Source organism: Verrucosispora sp. WMMA2121 (assembly GCF_027460185.1).
Taxonomy (GTDB): domain Bacteria; phylum Actinomycetota; class Actinomycetes; order Mycobacteriales; family Micromonosporaceae; genus Micromonospora; species Micromonospora palythoicola.
Genome location: NZ_JAPZBH010000006.1, coordinates 1 through 19,354, shown reverse-complemented (window position 1 = coordinate 19,354; position 19,354 = coordinate 1). Strand labels below are relative to the sequence as shown.

General features: G+C 69.3%; 17 protein-coding genes and 1 pseudogene. 16 read left to right on the top strand and 2 right to left on the bottom strand.

Annotated elements, in window-relative coordinates:
- The first annotated feature begins 20 nt into the window (after positions 1-20).
- From hisG to O7605_RS08970, 11 genes are all read left to right on the top strand, one after another.
- Entirely contained in the window at positions 21-866 is an 846-nt protein-coding gene (gene hisG, locus O7605_RS09020; protein WP_269737337.1) for an ATP phosphoribosyltransferase, read from the top strand.
- A gap of 71 nt (positions 867-937) precedes the next feature.
- Entirely contained in the window at positions 938-1,420 is a 483-nt protein-coding gene (locus O7605_RS09015) for a PH domain-containing protein (protein ID WP_269737338.1), read from the top strand.
- Positions 1,421-1,722: 302 nt separating this feature from the next.
- On the top strand, positions 1,723-2,373 hold the full coding sequence (gene infC, locus O7605_RS09010) for a translation initiation factor IF-3 (RefSeq protein ID WP_269737339.1): 651 nt from the start codon (positions 1,723-1,725) through the stop codon (positions 2,371-2,373).
- Positions 2,374-2,393: 20 nt separating this feature from the next.
- Complete coding sequence (rpmI, locus tag O7605_RS09005) at positions 2,394-2,588, top strand: 50S ribosomal protein L35 (protein WP_093404274.1); 195 nt, start codon at positions 2,394-2,396, stop codon at positions 2,586-2,588.
- A gap of 32 nt (positions 2,589-2,620) precedes the next feature.
- Complete coding sequence (gene rplT / locus O7605_RS09000; protein WP_093404272.1) at positions 2,621-3,013, top strand: 50S ribosomal protein L20; 393 nt, start codon at positions 2,621-2,623, stop codon at positions 3,011-3,013.
- Positions 3,014-3,078: 65 nt separating this feature from the next.
- A complete protein-coding gene (locus O7605_RS08995) occupies positions 3,079-3,876 on the top strand; it encodes a TrmH family RNA methyltransferase (protein ID WP_269737340.1) in 798 nt (265 codons plus the stop codon).
- Positions 3,877-4,089: 213 nt separating this feature from the next.
- Complete coding sequence (gene pheS / locus O7605_RS08990) at positions 4,090-5,157, top strand: phenylalanine--tRNA ligase subunit alpha (protein ID WP_269737341.1); 1,068 nt, start codon at positions 4,090-4,092, stop codon at positions 5,155-5,157.
- 36 nt (positions 5,158-5,193) lie between these two features.
- A complete protein-coding gene (gene pheT / locus O7605_RS08985) occupies positions 5,194-7,770 on the top strand; it encodes a phenylalanine--tRNA ligase subunit beta (RefSeq protein WP_269737342.1) in 2,577 nt (858 codons plus the stop codon).
- 231 nt (positions 7,771-8,001) lie between these two features.
- Positions 8,002-9,204, top strand: coding sequence for a nucleotide sugar dehydrogenase (locus O7605_RS08980; protein ID WP_269737343.1), 1,203 nt, complete (start codon positions 8,002-8,004; stop codon positions 9,202-9,204).
- A complete protein-coding gene (locus O7605_RS08975) occupies positions 9,204-9,983 on the top strand; it encodes a glycosyltransferase family 2 protein (protein WP_164445141.1) in 780 nt (259 codons plus the stop codon). The genes O7605_RS08980 and O7605_RS08975 overlap by 1 nt, the downstream gene beginning before the upstream one ends.
- Positions 9,984-9,991: 8 nt before the next feature.
- Positions 9,992-11,017, top strand: a complete 1,026-nt coding sequence (locus O7605_RS08970; RefSeq protein ID WP_269737344.1) for an NAD-dependent epimerase/dehydratase family protein — start codon at positions 9,992-9,994, stop codon at positions 11,015-11,017.
- 31 nt (positions 11,018-11,048) lie between these two features.
- Here O7605_RS08970 and O7605_RS08965 read toward each other — a convergent pair whose 3' ends face one another.
- Entirely contained in the window at positions 11,049-12,167 is a 1,119-nt protein-coding gene (locus O7605_RS08965) for an IS630 family transposase (RefSeq protein WP_269737345.1), read from the bottom strand.
- Positions 12,168-12,394: 227 nt separating this feature from the next.
- On the opposite strand from O7605_RS08965, the gene O7605_RS08960 reads away from it, so the two are divergent.
- Complete coding sequence (locus O7605_RS08960; RefSeq protein ID WP_269737346.1) at positions 12,395-13,105, top strand: hypothetical protein; 711 nt, start codon at positions 12,395-12,397, stop codon at positions 13,103-13,105.
- A 5-nt stretch (positions 13,106-13,110) separates the two neighbouring features.
- Complete coding sequence (locus tag O7605_RS08955; protein ID WP_269738768.1) at positions 13,111-13,419, top strand: hypothetical protein; 309 nt, start codon at positions 13,111-13,113, stop codon at positions 13,417-13,419.
- On the opposite strand, the gene O7605_RS08950 is transcribed toward O7605_RS08955, so the two are convergent.
- Complete coding sequence (locus O7605_RS08950) at positions 13,397-14,716, bottom strand: IS701 family transposase (protein WP_443083905.1); 1,320 nt, start codon at positions 14,714-14,716, stop codon at positions 13,397-13,399. The genes O7605_RS08955 and O7605_RS08950 overlap by 23 nt on opposite strands.
- Positions 14,717-14,881: 165 nt before the next feature.
- Between O7605_RS08950 and O7605_RS08945 the strand changes: the two genes are divergently transcribed.
- From O7605_RS08945 to O7605_RS08935, 3 genes and pseudogenes are all read left to right on the top strand, one after another.
- The gene (locus tag O7605_RS08945; RefSeq protein WP_269738767.1) at positions 14,882-17,974 is read left to right on the top strand and encodes a P-loop NTPase; all 3,093 of its coding nucleotides are present in this window, start codon (positions 14,882-14,884) and stop codon (positions 17,972-17,974) included.
- A 152-nt stretch (positions 17,975-18,126) separates the two neighbouring features.
- Entirely contained in the window at positions 18,127-19,128 is a 1,002-nt protein-coding gene (gene argC / locus O7605_RS08940; RefSeq protein ID WP_269737348.1) for an N-acetyl-gamma-glutamyl-phosphate reductase, read from the top strand.
- A pseudogene (locus O7605_RS08935) lies at positions 19,125-19,354 on the top strand (bifunctional ornithine acetyltransferase/N-acetylglutamate synthase); the annotation flags it as partial. The gene argC and the pseudogene O7605_RS08935, both read left to right, overlap by 4 nt.

The following is a 19,354-nucleotide window of genomic DNA, read 5'->3' as shown; positions in this document are numbered from 1 at the left end:
ATCGAAGGAGCACTCCCGTCATGCTGCGTGTCGCCGTACCCAACAAGGGCGCGCTGGCCGATTCGGCCGCCCAGATGCTGCGTGAGGCGGGCTACCGCCAGCGCACCGACACCAAGGACCTGGTCTGCCGTGACCAGGCGAACGACATCGAATTCTTCTACCTGCGCCCGAAGGACATCGCGACCTACGTCGGCTCCGGTGACCTGGACGTCGGCATCACCGGCCGGGACCTGCTCATCGACTCCGGTGCGCCGGCCGAGGAGGTGGTCGACCTGAACTTCGGGCGGGCCACCTTCCGGTTCGCCGCCCGTCCGGACGACGTCGACGACGTACGGGAGCTGGGCGGGCACCGGATCGCCACCGCGTACCCGGGGCTGGTCGAGCGGCACCTCGCCGAGCTGGGCGTCAAGGCCGACGTCATCCGGCTCGACGGTGCGGTGGAGAACGCCATCCGGCTGGGTGTCGCCGACGTGGTCGCCGACGTGGTCGAGACCGGAGCCACGCTGCGTCAGGCCGGTCTGGTGGTCTTCGGTGAGCCCCTGCTGAAGTCCTCGGCGGTGCTGGTCCGCCGCACCGGCGCGGCGGCGCACCCGCAGGCCGAGCAGCTGATGCGCCGGCTGCACGGGGTGCTGGTGGCCCGCCGCTACGTGATGCTCGCCTACGACGTGCCGGCCGGGCTGCTGGACCGGGCCAGCTCGCTCACCCCGGGTATCGAGTCGCCGACGGTCTCCCCGTTGCACCGGGAGGGCTGGGTGGCGGTGCAGGCGATGGTGCTCCGCGACGACGTGCACCGGATCATGGACGAACTCTACGAACTGGGCGCCCGCGCGATCCTGGTCACCAACATCCACGCCTGCCGGCTGTGACCGGTGGGTGGGCCGGTACGTCGCTGTGTGGCGGCGGCCGCCCGGGTACGACCGGATGGCAGACTGGTGGGGTGAGTGACACCGACGTGGTCCGGGTGCGGCCCCGGCGAATCCGGCTGGTCTGCTGGGTGTCGGCCATCCTGCTGGTCGTGGTCTTCGCCCTGGTCGCCACCACCCTCACCGGCCCCACCGGTAACGGGTACGGCACCTTCCAGCGCGGCGACCAGTTGGCCATGATCGGGCTCGGGATCATGTTCGCCCTGGGCACCCTGCTGTTCACCCGACCCCGGGTCGAGGCGGACGTGCGGGGGGTGCGGGTCCGCAACATCATCGGCTCGTACGAGCTGCCCTGGGAGGTCGTCCGCGGCGTCCGGTTCGACCGTGGGGCACCCTGGGCGGCGCTGGAGCTCTACGACGACGACCTGCTGCCGGTGGTCGCCCTCCAGGCCGCCGACAAGCAGCTCGCCGTCGACGGGGTACGCGCCCTGCGCCGCCTGCACCAGGCGCACCTGACCGCGCTCGCTGAGCGGGCAGCGGGCCGGCGCCCGGTTTGAGGAGCCGCTGGCCGAGGGTGTAGTGTTGTCGAGTCGACCAGGCTGTCCTAACCGTTAGGACGGCCGTGAAAGCGGAGCGCCTGCTCCCACCCGAGTCGCCGCCTGTGGCGTCCGGGTCCGGTCACCGGTTCCGGGCACGTCCCGGCGCCGGATGCGCGATCCTGTGATCGTGCCGACCGGTCGAGCGGGCCCTGGCATACGCCGGGGCCTTCTACTTTCCGGGCCGGCTCCCACCGGGAGCCGCCGGGTCGGCCACGCATGAAGATCCGACTCGAGGAGGCCCCATCAGCGTCGAACCACGCGTGAACGAGCAGATCCGGGCACGTGAGGTCCGACTGGTCGGCCCCGAGGGTGAGCAGGTGGGCATCGTCCCGCTGGAGCGCGCCCTTCAGCTGGCCGCGGACGTCGATCTGGACCTGGTCGAGGTTGCGCCGATGGCGCGCCCGCCGGTGTGCAAGCTCATGGACTTCGGCAAGTTCAAGTACGAGAGCGCACTGAAGGCGCGCGAAGCGCGGCGTAACCAGCAGCAGACCGTCATCAAGGAGATGAAGCTCCGGCCGAAGATCGATCCGCACGACTACGAGACCAAGAAGGGTCACGTGGTGCGGTTCCTGAAGGCCGGTGACAAGGTCAAGGTGACGATCATGTTCCGCGGTCGCGAGCAGAGCCGCCCGGAGCTGGGCTACCGGCTCCTGCGCCGGCTCGAGTCCGAGATCACGGAACTGGGATACGTGGAGTCCGCTCCGAAGCAGGACGGCCGAAACATGATCATGGTTCTCGCTCCGCACCGGGCCGTTAAGGCCTCCGCGGTCGCCGCCACGGCGTCCCGCGGTGGACCCCGGGAGCGGACCGCGGAGGAGCCCGCCACCGCCGCGGCCGCCGAACCTGCGGTGACCAGTGAGAGCGCAGCAGCCGGTGAGACCGGCACGACCGCTGACACCAGCGGTCAGTAACAGGGGAGAAGACGTTCCACATGCCGAAGATGAAGAGCCACACGGGGATGGGCAAGCGGGTCCGCGTGACCGGCAAGGGCAAGATCACGAAGCAGCAGGCCGGTCTGCGTCACAACCTCGAGAAGAAGCCCTCCACCCGCACCCGCCGGCTGACGGGCGTGGTCGAGGTGGCCAAGGCTGACGTCAAGCGCATCAAGAAGCTGCTCGGCCGCTGACGCGCGCCACCTGAATCCAAGAAGGAGTTGAGATGGCACGCGTCAAGCGGGCTGTTAACGCCCAGAAGAAGCGCCGTACCCTGCTGGAGACCGCGAGCGGATACCGCGGTCAGCGCTCCCGGCTGTACCGCAAGGCCAAGGAGCAGGTGCTGCACTCGATGCAGTACGCCTACCGGGACCGTCGCGACCGCAAGGGCGACTTCCGGCAGCTGTGGATCCAGCGGATCAACGCGGGTGCCCGCGCCAACGGGATGACCTACAACCGGCTGATCCAGGGCCTGCGCCTGGCCGGCATCGAGGTCGACCGCAAGATCCTGGCTGACCTGGCCGTCAACGACGCCGCCGCGTTCGCGGCGATCGTCGAGCTGGCCCGGGCCGCCGTGCAGGCCGAGGGCACCGGCGGCGCGCCCGCCCAGGCCGCCTGAGTCCCACGCAGCGCAGCGAGGCGTCCCTCGGCAACGGGGGACGCCTCGCGCGTGCGGCCGAGACCATGCTCTTCACACCGCGTACGCCCCGGGTGGTGGCCGCGCGCCGACTCCAGCGTCGCCGCGACCGCGAGGCCGCGGGTCGGTTCCTCGCCGAGGGACCGCAGGCGGTCCGGGAGGCGCTGAGCCGACCCCGCACCGTGCTGGAGCTGTTCGGCACCCCGGCCGCCCTCGACCGGTACGCCGATCTGGCGGCGAGCGCCGCCGGCGGCGACGTGCCCGTCTCCGAGGTGACCGACGAGGCCTTGGCCGCGCTCGCCGAGACCGTCGCCCCGCAGGGGCTGGTCGCCGTCTGCCGGCACCTCGACGTGTCCCTGGAGGTCGCGTTGTCACGCGTCCCCCGGCTGGTGGCCGTGCTCGCCGGCATCCGTGACCCGGGCAACGCCGGCACCGTGCTGCGGACCGCCGACGCGGCCGGCGCCACCGCGGTGATCTTCGCGGGTGACGCCGTCGACCCGTACAACGGCAAGTGCGTCCGGTCGTCGGCCGGCAGCCTCTTCCACGTCGACGTGGTACGCGAACGCGACCCGGCCGCAACGCTCACCGCCGCCCGGGCCGCCGGACTGACGGTGCTCGCCGCCACCGGCCACGGCGAATCTGACCTCGACGAGCTGGTCGACGCCGGCCGGCTGGCGGCACCGACCGCCTGGCTGTTCGGCTCCGAGGCGCACGGCCTGCCCGTCGACCTGGCCGAGGCCGCCGACGCCCGGGTCCGGGTGCCGCTGCACGGGCGGGCCGAGAGCCTCAACCTGGCTGCGGCGGCGGCCGTCTGCCTGTACGCTTCGGCCAGAGCACAGCGCTGACCCGAGGTCAGGCGCGCATGACGGAGGAGACGCGGCCCCCATGGTGAACGCACCACGGCGTTCGTTTAGCCAGCCCGCCGGTGTCGGCGGGCGGCGGGCCTGACCTGCTCTCCACACGACTCCCACCGGCGGGCTGCGGCACAGCCGCGCGTCCGTAGACTCGCCTAGCCGCCCGCGAGGGCCGGCGCCGTCGTGAGGGAGTGCCCGTACGCCATGACTTACCGCAACGATCCGTACGACCCGAAGCAGGTCGCCCTGCTGGACCCGGCCGCGCTGGCCGAGGCCGTGACCGAGGCCGAGAAGGCGTTCGCCGCCGCCGGTGACCCGGACGCGCTGGCCGCGGTGCGCCCGGCGCACCTGGGCGACCGGGCCCCGGTCTCGCTGGCCCGTCGCGAGATCGGCGCGCTGCCGCCGGCCGCCAAGGCCGACGCCGGCAAGCGGGTCAACGAGGCCCGCCGGGCCATCGAGCAGGCGCACGCCGCCCGGGCCGAGGTGCTGGAGCGCGAGCAGGCCGAGCGGGTCCTGGTCGCCGAACGAGTCGACGTGACGTTGCCGTACGACCGGCGCCCGCGTGGCTCCCGACACCCGATCACGCTGCTGATGGAGCAGATCAGCGACCTGTTCATCGGGATGGGCTACGAGGTGGCCGAGGGCCCCGAGGTCGAGCTGGAGTGGACCAACTTCGACGCGCTGAACATCCCCGCCGACCACCCGGCGCGGGGGCTGATGGACACCTTCCACATCGCACCGGAGGGTTCCGGTCTGGTGCTGCGTACGCACACCTCACCGGTGCAGGCACGCACCATGCTCAGCCGCAAACCGCCGATCTACGTGGTGGTGCCCGGCCGGGTCTACCGCACCGACGAGTTGGACGCCACCCATTCCCCGGTCTTCTACCAGGTGGAGGGTCTGGTGGTGGACAAGGGCATCACGATGGCGCACCTGCGGGGCACCCTCGACCACTTCGCCCGGGCGATGTTCGGCGCGGGGGCGAAGACCCGGTTCCGGCCGCACTACTTTCCGTTCACCGAGCCGTCGGCGGAGTTCGACGTGTGGTTCCCGGAGCACCGCAAGGGCCCGCAGTGGGTCGAGTGGGGTGGCTGCGGCATGGTCAACCCGCGGGTGCTGCGGGCCTGCGGCATCGACCCGGAGGTCTACTCCGGCTTCGCCTTCGGCATGGGCATCGACCGGACGGTGATGTTCCGGCACGGAGTGGGCGACATGCGGGACCTGGTCGAGGGCGACGTCCGGTTCACCCGGGCGTTCGGCCACGGGGCTTAGTGCGGGCGCGAGTTACGGAGACGGTGGTTACCCATAATGCGAGTTTCTCTCAGTTGGCTGCGGGAGTACGTCGACGTACCCGACCTGCCCGTCGACGAGCTGGAGCGGGCCCTGGTCGACCTCGGCATCGAGGTCGAGTCCATCGTGGACCTGTCCGGCACGGTCACCGGGCAACTGGTGGTCGGCGAGGTCCTGGAGATCGAGGAGCTGACCGGCTTCAAGAAGCCGATCCGGTTCTGCCTGGTGAACGTGGGCGCCGCCAACGGCACCGGTGAGCCGCAGGAAATCGTCTGCGGTGCCCGCAACTTCGCCCCGGGTGACCGGGTGGTGGTGATCCTGCCCGGCGGCGTGCTGCCGGGTGGCTTCGCCATCGGTGCCCGCCGCACGTACGGGCGCAACTCCAGCGGCATGATCTGCTCGGCCCGGGAACTGGGCCTGGGCGACGACCACTCCGGCATCCTGGTGCTGCCCGAGCACGTGGTGGCGGCGCCCGGCGACGACGCCCGTCCGGTGGTCGGCCTCGACGACGTCATCGTCGAGGTGGAGATCACCCCGGACCGGGGCTACCAGATGTCACTGCGCGGGCTCGCCCGCGAACTGGCGCACGGCCTCGGCCTCGACTACTCCGACCGGGGCCGGATGCCCGCGACGCCCGGCACGGCCGAGCCGGCGTACCCGGTCGAGGTGCGCGACCCGGTCGGCTGCGACCGGTTCGCGGCCCGGATGGTGCGCGGCGTCGACCCGGCGGCGCAGACCCCGGACTGGATGCGGCAACGGCTGACCATCGCCGGCATCCGCAGCATCTCGTTGCCGGTGGACATCACCAACTACGTGATGCTCGAACTCGGCCAGCCGATGCACGCCTTCGACGCCGACCGGATCGCCGGCCCGCTGGTGGTGCGCCGGGCGGTACCGGGGGAGAAACTGACCACGCTCGACGGGGTGACCCGCGCCCTCGCCCCCGAGGACATGGTCATCTGCGACGCCGGGCTGCCGAACCCGGTCGCCGCCGAGGGTGACGGCATGCCGATCTCACTGGCCGCCGTGATGGGCGGCGAGACCAGCGAGGTGCTGCCGGGCACCGTCAACGTGCTCTTCGAGGCCGCGCACTGGGACCCGGCGATGGTGGGTCGCACCGCGCGCCGGCACAAGCTGTTCAGCGAGGCGGCGAAGCGTTGGGAGCGCGGGGTCGACCCGGCGCTGCCGCTGGTCGCCCTGGACCGGGCGGTCGGGCTGCTCACCTCGTACGCGGGCGGCACCGCCGGCGAGGAGGTGCTGGACATCAACCACGTCCGGCCGCGTACCCCGGTCACCCTGCCGGCGGACCTGCCCAGCCGGCGGGTCGGTGTGGACTACCCGCCGGCCCGGGTGGTCGCGCTGCTGGAGCAGGTCGGCTGCACCGTGGCGCGCGGCACCGACCGGCTGGCCGAGGAACCGGGCTCGGTGGGGGTGGCCGCCGGAGACGGCGAGGCGCTGAGCGTCACCCCGCCGACCTGGCGGCCCGACCTGACCGATCCGGCGGACCTGGTCGAGGAGGTGGTCCGCCTCGACGGGTACGACAAGGTGCCGTCGGTGCTGCCGACCGCGCCGCCCGGCCGGGGCCTGACCTGGCAGCAGCGACGCCACCGGGCGGTGTCCCGTTCCCTGGCCGAGCGCGGCTACGTCGAGGTACTGGCGCACCCGTTCGTCGCCACCGAGCTGGCCGACCAGCTCGGCCTGCCCGCCGACGACCCGCGCCGCCGGGCGGTGCGGCTGGCCAACCCGCTGTCGGAGGAGGAGCCGCTGCTGCGCACCACGCTGCTCGGCCCGCTGCTCGGCATCGTCCGGCGCAACCTCGGCCGTGGCCTGCGGGACCTGTCCCTCTACGAGATCGGCACGGTCTTCCAGCCTCGGGTGGATGCCGGCAGCCCGCCGCCGATGGGCGTGGACCGGCGTCCTACCGACGCGGAGTTCGCCGCCGCCGACGCGGTGGTTCCGCACCAGCCCCGGCACGTCGCCGTCGTGCTGACCGGTGAGATCGAGCCGGCCGGCTGGTGGGGCGGCGGGCGGGCGGCCGGCTGGGCGGACGCCGTCGAGGCGGGCCGCGCGGTGCTCGCCGCCGCCGGGATACCGGACCGGCAGGTCGAGGTGCGCTCGGCCGAGTACGCCCCCTGGCACCCGGGCCGCTGCGCGGCGCTGCTGGTCGACGGTGCGGTCGTCGGCCACGCCGGTGAGCTGCACCCGCAGGTCGTGGCGACGCTCGAACTGCCGAGGCGGACCTGCGCCATGGAGCTGGACCTGGACGCTCTGCCGGCACCTGCGGTGACGGCCGCGCCCGCTGTCTCCGGCTACCCGCCGGCGCTGATCGACGTGGCGCTGGTGGTGGCCGAGTCGGTACCGGCGGCGCAGGTCCGGCAGGCACTCGTCGAGGGTGCCGGCGAGCTGCTGGAGTCGGTCAGCCTGTTCGACGTGTACGCCTCGGAGCAGCTCGGCACCGGACGCAAGTCACTGGCCTACAAGTTGACCTTCCGGGCTCCGAACCGCACGTTGACGGTCGAGGAGGCGGTGGCCGCCCGCGACGCCGCCGTCGCCCGCGCCGCCGAACGCTGCGGCGCCGCCCTCCGCGGCGCCTGAGCGGCGGGCAAGGGCCCCTTCCCGACGCCTCGTGCGGGGAAGGGGCCCTTGCTCACTGCGGGAGTGGGAGCGGTGTGCGGTCGGTGACGGCGGCAAGGGGGTAGGTGCGGGATCGACCGAAAGGTCAACACCGGTGGCTGTTTGGTTACCCGCGAGTCACGTCTGAGGGGTTAGCCTGCTGTATCCCGACGACCCTGGGATCACACCCGCCACCCCCACGGGAGCCCCCTCATGTCCGATGATCCGCCCGCCTCGGTCGACGTCTGCATCGTCGGTGGTTGTGGCCGGGTGGGCCTGCCGCTGGGCATCGCCTTCGCCGCCCGCGGGCTGTCCGTCGTGCTGTACGACATCAACGCCGAGGCTGTCGCGGGCGTCAACGCGGCCACCCTCCCCTTCGCCGAGCCCGGCGCGGCCGATCCGCTGGCCGAGGCGGTGGCGGCCGGCCGGTTGCGCGCCACCACCGACCCCGCTGCCGTCGGGATCTCGGACCACCTGGTCGTCGTGGTCGGTACGCCGGTCGACGAGCACCTCAACCCGGATCTCGGTGCTGTGCCCCGCGCGTTGGAACGCTGCGCCGAACACCTGCGCGACGGTCAGTTGATCGTGCTGCGCAGCACCGTCTACCCCGGGGTCACCGCGCTGACCGAGAAGTTGCTGGCCGGCAAGGGCCTGCGCGCGGACGTGGCGTTCTGCCCGGAACGGATCGCCGAGGGCCGGGCGATGACCGAGCTGTTCACGCTGCCGCAGATCGTCGCCGCGCGGACCCCGGAGGCGCTGGCGCGGGCGGAAGAGCTGTTCCGGCACCTGACCGACCAGATCGTCCCGCTCGAACCCGAGGAGGCCGAGCTGGCGAAGCTGTTCACCAACACCTGGCGGTACATCAAGTTCGCCACCGCGAACCAGTTCTGGATGATGGCGAACGACTTCGGGCTGGACTTCGCCCGGATCCGGCACGCAGTGGCGTACGACTACCCGCGTGCGGCCGATCTGCCGATGCCCGGTTTCGCCGCCGGGCCGTGCCTGTTCAAGGACACCATGCAACTGGCCGCGTTCAACCGGAACAACTTCGTGCTCGGCCACTCGGCGATGCTGATCAACGAGGGGTTGCCGCTGTATCTGGTGTCCCGCCTGGAAGACCGGTTCGACCTGGCCACCTCGACGGTGGGCATCCTCGGCATGGCCTTCAAGGGCGGCAGCGACGACCCCCGGGAGAGCCTGGCGTACAAGCTGCGCAAGATCCTGGCGTTGAAGACCCGGGAGACGCTCTGCACCGACCCGTACGTGGCCGACGACCGCTTCGTCGACCTGGACGAGGTGTTGCGCCGGGCCGACCTGCTGGTCATCGCCGCACCGCATGAGCAGTACGCCCGCCTGGACACCGACAAACCGGTGATCGACATGTGGGGTCTGACCGGGCAGGGGGTACGGGTGTGATGAATCCCCGGGTCTCGGTGATCGTGCCGGTCTACAACGAGGGCGAGGCGATCATCCGCTGCCTGGAGCGGATGCTGCGTGAACTGATGCTGCCCGCCGAGGTGCTGATCGTGCACGACATGCCCGAGGACACCACGGTCCCGTACGTCGAACGGATCGCGCGTACCGACCCCAGGGTCCGGGCGGTGCTCAACACCTACGGCCGGGGCCCGGCCAACGCGATCCGGTTCGGCATCGACGCGGCCCTGGCACCGGTCGCGGTGGTGACGATGGCCGACGGGTGTGACGATCCCCGGCAGATCGACGAGTTGGCCCGGTTGGTGGACCGGGGGGTGGTGGTCGCCGCGGCCTCCCGGTACATGCCGGGTGGTCAGCAGGTCGGCGGGCCGAGGCTCAAGCGGATGATGTCCCGCTGGGCGGGACGAAGTCTTTACACCTTCGCCCGGGCCGGCACCCGCGACGCCACCAACAGCTTCAAGGCGTACGACACGGCGTTCGTCCGGGAGGTCGGCATCGAGTCGCGGACCGGCTTCGAGATCGGGCTGGAACTGACCGCGAAGGCCACCCGGCTGCGCCTGCCGGTGGCGGAGATTCCGACCATCTGGCTGGACCGTCCGCTCGGCGAGTCCCACTTCGACCTGGGCCGCTTCCTCCCCGGCTACCTGCGCTGGTACCTGTTCGCCTACGGTCGACGGCTGAGCCGGGAGAAGTTGACCGCCCGGGTGCGGACGGCGGCCGTGCCGGCTCCGCGTGGCACCGAGTACGAGAAGACGGCATAGGAGCGTTCGTGGCGAAGATCCTGGTAACCGGTTCGGCCGGCTTCATCGGCGGCTATCTCGTCGCGGAGCTGCTGGACCGCGGCCACGAGGTGGTGGGTGTCGACAACTTCTCGAAGTACGGTCCGGTCGCCCAGAGCCACGAGGGGAACCCCCGGTTCCGGTTCGTGGAGGGGGACGCCCGCGACACCGAGCTGCTGACCGGGCTGCTCGACGGCTGCGACCACCTGGTCGCCGGGGCGGCGATGATCGGCGGGATCTCCTACTTCCACGCGTACGCCTACGACCTGCTCGCCACCAACGAGCGGATCATGGCGGCGACCTGTGACGCGGCGATCCGAGCCCACCGCGACGGCCGGCTGTCCAAGGTCACCTACCTCTCCTCCTCGATGGTGTTCGAGTCCACCGAGCACTGGCCCAGCCGGGAAGGCGACGAGCGACGTGTCCCGCCGCCGCTGTCCTCGTACGGCTTCCAGAAGCTGGCCGTGGAGTACTACGCCCGCGCGGCCTGGGACCAGTACCGGTTGCCCTACACGATCGTGCGGCCGTTCAACTGCGTCGGCGTGGGGGAGGGGCGGGCGCTGGGCCAGGCCGAGGTGCTCTCCGGCAACGTCAAGCTGGCCATGTCGCACGTGGTGCCCGATCTGGTGCAGAAGATCGTCAAGGGGCAGGATCCGCTGCACATCCTCGGCGAGGGCGACCAGGTGCGGCACTACACCTACGGCGGGGACCTGGCCCGGGGCATCGCGCTGGCCATCGAGCATCCGGCGGCGGCCAACGAGGACTTCAACCTCTCCACCGCTGAGTCGACCACCGTGCTGGAGTTGGCCGAGCTGATCTGGCGCAAGATCAAGGGACCGGACGTGCCGTTCCGGTACGTCAGCGACGACCCCTTCCAGCATGACGTACAGAAGCGGGTGCCGGACACCACGAAGGCCCATGAGGTGCTCGGCTTCACCGCCACCACATCCCTGGATGAGATGCTCGACGAGGTCATCCCCTGGGTGACCGACGCGGTCGCCGAGGGCCGCCTCTAGTGCCTTGACCACGAAGGTTCGCGGTGTTGGGTCAGGCTGCGAGGGCGGCGGGTTGGCCCCAGCGTTGTTGGCGTTCGCTGCGGATGCGGGCTCGTTCGCGGCGTTGGGCGGCCAGGACGTCGGGGTGGCGGGCGTTGGCGTTGCGCCAGCGCAGGTAGGTCTGCAGCTTTCGAGTCAGCGCCGGGTGGTTCGGGTGGTTGGAGCCGGCGATGACGAAGGTGCGTAGCGGCCCGAACTGGGCTTCGATCGGGTTGGCCCAGGAGGCGTAGGTCGGGGTGAAGCAGAGCTCGACCTTGTTGCGGGCCGCCCATGCCCGGATCTTGCGGCCTTTGTGCGCGGACAGGTTGTCCAGGATGACGTAGATCGGTGCCCCGTCCGGGCGGGCGGCGCGGATCGACGTGAGTGCGGCCAGGGTGTTCGCGGCGCTCTTGCGGCGCCGGACGACACCCCAGAGCTGGTCGTCGCCGACGGAGTAGCAGCCGTGGAACTGCCGGACGCCGTGCAGCTTGTGGTAGTTCGCGGGCAGCCGGTGCGGATGGCCTGCGGGTGCCCACCCGGCGCCGGGCTGGGGGCGGATCACGAGGGGTCCGAACTCGTCGAAGGCGAACACCCGTTGTGGGAAGTGGGTGCTGACGTACTCGATCCGGGCGAGTTCGGCATCGCGCTGCGGGTCGGTGGACTCCTTCCACGTCTTGGTCCGCTGGAAGGTGATCCGGTGCCGGTGCAGGATCTGCCGCAACCGTTCCCGCCCGATCCGGACCCGGCGGGTGGCATGCAGGCGCAGGTGGTCGGCGAGCTTGCGGATGCTCCACCGGGTGAACGGCCGCCCCAGCTTCTCGGGGCGGGTGTTGGCCGTCTCGACGATGAACTGCTCTTCGTCGCTACTGATGTGGCGGGGACGGCCACCCGCCCACTGAGGGTCCAGGCTGGCCATCCCCATCTCGTTGAACCGGTGAATGACCTGCCGGATCGTGTCCTCATCGGCTTGGACCAAGCGGGCGATCGCCGGCACCGTGTTCCCACCGGCCGAGGCGAGCACGACCATCGCCCGCCGTAGTCGGATCGGAGAACCGGTTCCCCGGCGGGTGATTCTGAGCAGCTGCTGACCTTCCTGGTCACTCAGCCGCCGCACGCGTACAAGATCTGCCACCGCCACAGCCTGACCCGCACAACGCCGCCCGCCCGACAGGCCGCGCGGCGTGTCAACCAACACCGTGAACGTTCGTGGTCACGGCACTAGGTCTCAGAAGGGCCTCCCGCTATGCCTGAGACATAGCGGGAGCCTGCCAAACAGCAGCCGAGAGCTCCCTGTCTTATGATTGTGTCGGTCTTTTTACACTTCCAACCCGTCAGTAGAGCAACCGCCTACAGTCCTTCGTGAACAAGAACGAGGGACTTCTTCATATGCCGGAACCGTCCTCTGATCCGTTGCTGGGCTCGGTCCAAGAGGCCGTCGTTCATGCTTATTATCCGGACCGAGTTCGTACCGCAAGTGGGGCTCGGACCAGGGCACAGGCGGGACAGTCGGTGGTCACCGTGTTCGCCGGGGCACTGGTGGCGACCTTCACCCTGACATCATTGGCGAACGCCCCGCAGTTAACTCGTGCCGGCGGATGCGTTGCCGTGGGTCTGTGGCTACTTGCCGCCGTCCTATACGTGCGTGCGATCGCCACTTCCGTGCCGGTAGGACCTGAAGCCGCGCCAGCGGCACGTGACGCTCGTTCGCTCATCGAGGAGGTCCTCAAGCGTGCTGACCGCGAGGCGCTGCAGATAGATCGGCGGCAGAGCATGGCGAATATCGTATCCGTGCTCGCGCTGGTGGCCACGGTATTCACCTTCACCACCGCACTTCTCATGGAACAACCGGACAAGTCGCGGCGTGGAGTCCTCATTCTCGGTGCGGAGGGCCAAGGGTTGCTTGCCACGCTATGTAACGCCCCATTAGAGCGCCTCGAAGGCGACATCGACGTGACGACATTGGGTGGCCAGTACGTCGCGATCACAGTTCCTCGCTGTGGCACCGATGGGCAGGTGACCTTACGGATCCCGCGCAGCGCGGTGGCAGGGACACTGACTAGGGAGGGCTAGCCAGCATGGCATTGGGGCACGATCCGGCGATCCTGCTGTTGTGCGGCGAACCCGCCCTGTCAGCGGTTGCCACGGACATCATTGAGGCGGCCGTCAACGCGATTGGGCGTTTGCACGAGGAGGGTGGCTCGCTTGATTCCATCGTTCTTGTCGGTGACCTGACCACGAATGCTTCTGCGCCTGAGTTTGAGACCCTCACCGCGCTGGTCGACCGCGTTCTGCGCGAATGCCTCGAGGCGCCTGGACTCCAGGAACTGCCTGTCGTCCTAGTACGGCAGCCGCCGTTCGGGATCATGGCTGGAGTTCGAGGTTGAGGCGTCGGGTGTAGTGGGCTTGGCGGGCTCGGGCTTGATGGCGGCGGCGCCAGTCTGACCAGCGCAGACGGTGGGCGAGGTCGCGGATCGGGCGGAGTACGAGGGTGTTGATCAGCCGGCGGGTCTCGTTGACGGTCAGCTTGATCAGACCGGTGTCGGTGGAATCATCGTCGGCTTCGGCGGCGCAGATCGCCAAGACGGCGAGGGCGGCCAGGGCGAGGGTGGTGAAGCGGTGCCAGGAGTCCCAGCGGCGGACTTGGTGTTGGTCGAGGCCGACCTGGCCCTTGGCGGCTTGGAAGCTTTCCTCGACCGTCCAGCGGATGCCGGCGACCCTCACGAGCTGGGCGAGGGTGGCCGGTCTGGGTGTCCAGCAGCGGTAGAAGGCCAGTTCACCGGTGGTGGTGTTGCGGCGGATCAGGAGGCTGTGGTGGCCGCCGTCGTCGGGGTCGGCGTCGGTGCAGACGTCGTCGAGCCAGGCCCAGTCGTAGAAACGCGGGCCCTTGGATCCGGCGCCAGCGCTGCGGCGCTGCCACGCCGAGGCCGGCAGGCCGGCGGCGACCCGGTCAGCCCGCACCCGAGTCTTCCCGCCGTCGAGAGGGACCAGGTGGCTGCGGGACACGGCCAGGACGTAGCCCAGGTGGTGTTCACGCAGGCGAGCACGGAAGACACTGCTGTTGCCGTAGGCCTCGTCCGCAGCCGCCCACCCAGCGGGGACGCCGGCGTCGAGGGCAGCGGTGATCATGTCGGCGGCCAGCTCGGACTTCGTGGCGAAGACGACCTCGTCGGGAACTCCGGCGGCCTGGCATCTGTCCCGGTCATCGGTCCACGACACCGGCAGGTAGACCCGGCGGTCGATCAGTGTGTGCCCATGCCGGCTGGCGTAGCCACAGAACACCCCTACCTGCGCGTTCTCGATCCGGCCGGCGGTGCCGGTGTACTGGCGTTGCACCCCAACCGTATGCGTGCCCTTCTTCAGATCCCCGGTCTCGTCAACGACCAGCACCGCGTCCGAGTCACCGAACCGGGCCACGACCACGTCACGCAGATCGTCGCGGACGGCGTCGGCATCCCACACCGCCCGATACAACAACCTCTGCATCGCATCCGGCCGCGCATGCCCGGCCTGCTCCGCCAACTGCCAGCACGTCTTGACCTCGATATCCGCCAGCAGCCCGGTCACGAACGCCGCCGCAGCCCGCCGCGGCTCGACCCGCCCGAACCGACCCGCGAACGCATCACACACCCCGGCCAGAACCCGCCGCCACCGGGCAGGGTTTACGCTGTGGCACGCGGCCACCGCCAGATCTGAAGTTATGTCCACAGCAGACAGACGATCACGCGGTGGCCGCACCTCGTCTACCCGGCCCCACCAGCGACATCTCAAACGGCGGCTGCCGTACTAGCGGCGCCCGGGCCTCATGATCGGCAGCCGCGGGCCTCCTCGCTGGTGACCGTGCGGTCGTTGACCGACTGGTGGCCACAGGTACAGGAGAGCTTTTGGGCAGGCGAGACCCCCGATGTGGAAGAGGTCATCCGGGACAGTTTCGCCCACTTCATCAGATGGTACGAGCATTACCAGCCAGAGTCGGGACGGTGGGATGGCACGCTTCCCGGCGACGTAGGGGTGGTACTTGATGCGGGCGGGGTACGACTTGGACTGGCAGTGGCTAACACCGCATTCCGGATGCTTGCCGTCGATGCCGGTGAGGATCTCGCCACGCTTCATCCGATGCAGATGCCGGCATTCCTGAGAGACACGAACGGGCAGCCGCCAGTAGACGCCTTCGCGCTCGTAACAGCGTTGGCCCCGGCAAATTTCGCGCCGGTTGCGCCGGTTCCCGCTTTTCCGATCGTCGGACGCCCAAGACCGACGTCCGCTGCCGGTTGGAACATGGCTCAACCAGGGGTCAGCCTTCTCATCGCAGGTCGAGACGGGGCCGGGAACGTCCGGTTGACCGACCAGATGCGAGTCCATCGCCTCGACGTGATGGCACCGGTCTCGAATGAGTCGGCAAGCCCGGCACAACCTAAGGTGCAGCCTTCCTCCTCGGTTAACGACGGCGGCGAGCCGTTGCGAACGACTAACGAGGAGCTACTCGGCCTGCTCGGAGCCCTTGATCAATCCATCGCTACCGGCAACGCGGTCCTTGTGGTTACTTCCGGGATCGAGGCCGAGTCGTGCGGCGAGTGGGAGACTGAACTGAGCACTCCTGACGCTCTTTTCGAGGCGTTAGCAGAGTACCTACCAGCGCAGACCGACGGGCGGGTTGCTCTCGCTGAGGTCATGAACCGGCTGCGACAGGTGGATCCAGCCCTTGTCCGCCGCACCGTTGCCGGCATGCTGGTCGACACCGGCTCGGCGATCAACAAGACGGCCATGCGTCTGCTGCTGGCACCGTGGTACCGCATCTACGACTGCACCGGAACGAACATCTTCGCGGCAATAGCGGAACGCGTGCAGGTAGGCGCGGACGTGGTGGTGGTCGACGCTCACGGAGAGGCACCCGGCAGCCTCCGTCCGGAGCTTGAGGTGGTGGCCATGAACGGCATCGCCCCGGGCACCCCTGTCGCTCCGGTGGTCTTCGACATCGACGATCGGGGTCGGGGATCGCGCGCGCGGTGGTTTCGCCAGATGAAGGCGGATCTGATCACGCACCCGGTGGTGTTCGTGTCTAAAGAAATCAACAGCCGGCACATGTCGCTGTACCTGGACGCGCTTGTTGGGGAGGATGGTCCTGCGACGGGACAACCGCCGAGGTTTGTGATCGCGCCGGGGAATGATCCGATAGTCGCCTGGAAGCTTGCTGGCGCTGGTTTTGCACAACTACCGGTCGGGATCACCGAGTTGGCGCGGCACCAACTCGGTACGAGCCGTGAGCCGATCCGTCGCGGCATTCAGCTACGCGCCCGTATGCGAGCTGTGCAGGACCGCAATGCGGGGGTGCAGATGGTCTCCGCCCTGTTGGAGGCGGCACCTGAAGGCGATCCATTCTATCTTAGGGGCACGGACCCGACCTGGGGGGATGTCAAAGAGGCCATTCCCGCGTCGCTGTCGACACTGAGCACGATGCTGAAGGCGGCCGAGGCATCCGTCCCCCAGCGGCCTGTGCTGGTGCTCAACGACCGGTCGGGCACCGGCAAATCGACGACGTTGATGCAGTTCGCGATGGCCCTGCACACGAAGGGTCTAGCGGTGGGGTGGGTAGACCGGGCTACGACTAAGTCTAGCCAGGACGTGTTCGAAGAGTGCATTGCCCTCGGCCTGGATGCCGTGCTCATCGACGACGTCGACATCTTCGGTGCCGAAGCCGCCCGACTTATGACCCGGCTCGGCCGTCGAGGAAATGTGCTCGTCGCCGCGACGATCCGGAGCACCCGCGGGCATCTCCTAGACGAGGTACCCGGTTTGACTCAGGTGCCGCCACTGCGGCTGACCGACGAGGATCTGGACGCGTTGGTGCGCCGCCTCGATACGTATCGCCAGCTCGGCAAGCTCAAGAAGCTGAAGCTGCACGCAGCCAGGATCGAGCGACTGCGCCAAGTCTGTGACCGAGATTTGATGGCAGCGATGGTGGAGGTGATAACCGGTTACCGCTTCGAGCAGCGAGTAAACAGCGAGTTCGACCAACTCGACCAGCGGGAGCGCAACATATATGCCACCGTTTGTATGTTCGAGGCGCTGCAGTATGAGGATCGCTCCCTGACGCTTCCGCAGAATGCGCTGCTTCAGATCGCTTCGGACGGTCCGCCCGACACTGCCGTTAACCGCGCAATCGAGGGCCTAATCAGTTCGCGGCGAATGCTGGTCAGGCGAGAGTCTGGTCACATTAGGACGCGACACCGCGTAGTGGCGGAGGCGATGGAGAAGTCCCTCCGCGGGGACAAGGCGTATTTTCGTCAGCTTTTCGAACAGTTGCTTCTTTTCTACGTGCAACGTGGTTCCGGCATAACGGATCGTAATGATCCCACGCGCCGTGCTATGGTAGCGTTGATCAACCATCGAGTTATGATCAAGTCTGGGTTGTCTGTCAAGACCGTTCGTGAGGTGTACAGCGAACTGCACGATTACCTCAAGGACGACTTCCACTATTGGTTGCAGTGTGGTTCTTACGAATTGGAGAAGCGGAACCTTGACTTGGCGGCAACCTACTTGGAAACCGCGAGGGGTTGCGAGGGTGGCTTAGACCACTTCAAGGTCGTTACGACCTGGGGGATGGTGTGCCTGCGTCGGGCCAATGAGAGCCCTGCGGACAGTGTGCTGCACGCGGAGGCTGCGGAGGCGTTCAAGGAACTTGAACGGGTGGCCTCGCAGGAGGGCGATCGCTCGCCACACACCTTCGCCACCATTGTGCAGGACGGGACGCTGTGGTTGCAGCGTGGAAGCTTCTTCACGGTTGACGAGCGACAGGACATCGCGCGCCGTATTCTCCGCTGGATCGAGATCGGGCGTCGGCTGCTTAATCTGAACGTTCACTTCCGCTCCGTGGCGGATCAATACTCGCCCGCGCTGAAGAAGATGGTGGAGGCTGAGGAGGACCAGGCCATTCCCTTGTGAGTGGCGACGGCCCGTCGCCAGCGGCATTGGGTCGGCCCTGGCGGACGTGGAGGTCGTGGGCAACTTCTCATGGTAATGCATCACCACGCATGAACTTGCGATGACCGTTGCGTTGCTGCTAGCCTCGTATGCATATTCATGCGGAGGTGGGTATGGGGATTCGGGCTGCGGTCGCCGGGGCGAGCGGGTACGCCGGTGGTGAGCTGCTCCGTCTGCTCGCCGGGCACCCCGAGTTCGACCTGGTCGCCGCGACCGCGCACAGCCAGGCCGGGCAACCGGTCGAGGCCGTTCACCCGCAGCTGACCGGGCTGGACATCACCCTCGGCGGGACCACGCCGGAGGTGCTGGCCGAGGCCGATCTGGTCTTCCTCGCGCTGCCGCACGGTGAGTCCGCCGCCCTGGCGGCGCGACTGCCCGCCGGGGTCCGGATCGTCGATCTCGGCGCCGACCACCGGCTCGCCGACGGCGACGCCTGGGCCCGTTACTACGGCGGCCCGCACGCGGGCGCGTGGACCTACGGCCTGCCCGAGCTGCCCGGCCAGCGGGCGCGGATCGCCACCGCCGAACGGGTGGCCAGCACCGGCTGCTACGCGGCGACGATCACCCTGGCGCTGGCGCCGCTGATCGCCGCCGGTGCCGCCCGACCCGACGACGTGGTGGTCGTCGCCGCGTCCGGCACCTCGGGTGCGGGCCGGGTGGCCAAGGCTCACCTGCTGGCCAGTGAGGTGATGGGCGACCTGTCGCCCTACAAGGTGGGCGCACACCAGCACGTACCCGAGATCAAGCAGGCCACCGGGGCGACCGGGCTGTCGTTCACGCCGGTGCTGGCGCCCATGCCGCGCGGCATCCTGGCCACGGTCACCGCGCTGCCGACCGGCGAGGCCGACCCGCGCGCGGTGCTGGCGCGGGCGTACGCGGACGAACCGTTCGTGCACCTGCTGCCCGAGGGGCGGTGGCCGCACACCGCCGCCACGCTGGGCGGCAACTCCTGCCACCTGCAGGCCGGCGTCGATGTCGACTCCGGCCGGCTGATCGTGGTCGCCGCGCTGGACAACCTGGGCAAGGGTGCCGCGGGCCAGGCGGTGCAGAACGCCAACCTGATGTTCGGTCTGCCCGAAACCACGGGCCTGTCCGTGTGGGGGACCGCGCCATGACCGTGACCACTCCCGAGGGATTCCGGGCGGCCGGGGTCGCCGCCGGCCTCAAGACCAGCGGTGGGCCGGACGTGGCGCTGGTGGTCAACGAGGGCCCCGACACCGCCGTCGCCGGGGTCTTCACCACCAACCGGGTCAAGGCCGCGCCGGTGCTCTGGTCCCAGCAGGTGGTCCAGGGTGGCCGCGTACGGGCGGTGGTGCTCAACTCGGCGGTGCGAACGCCTGC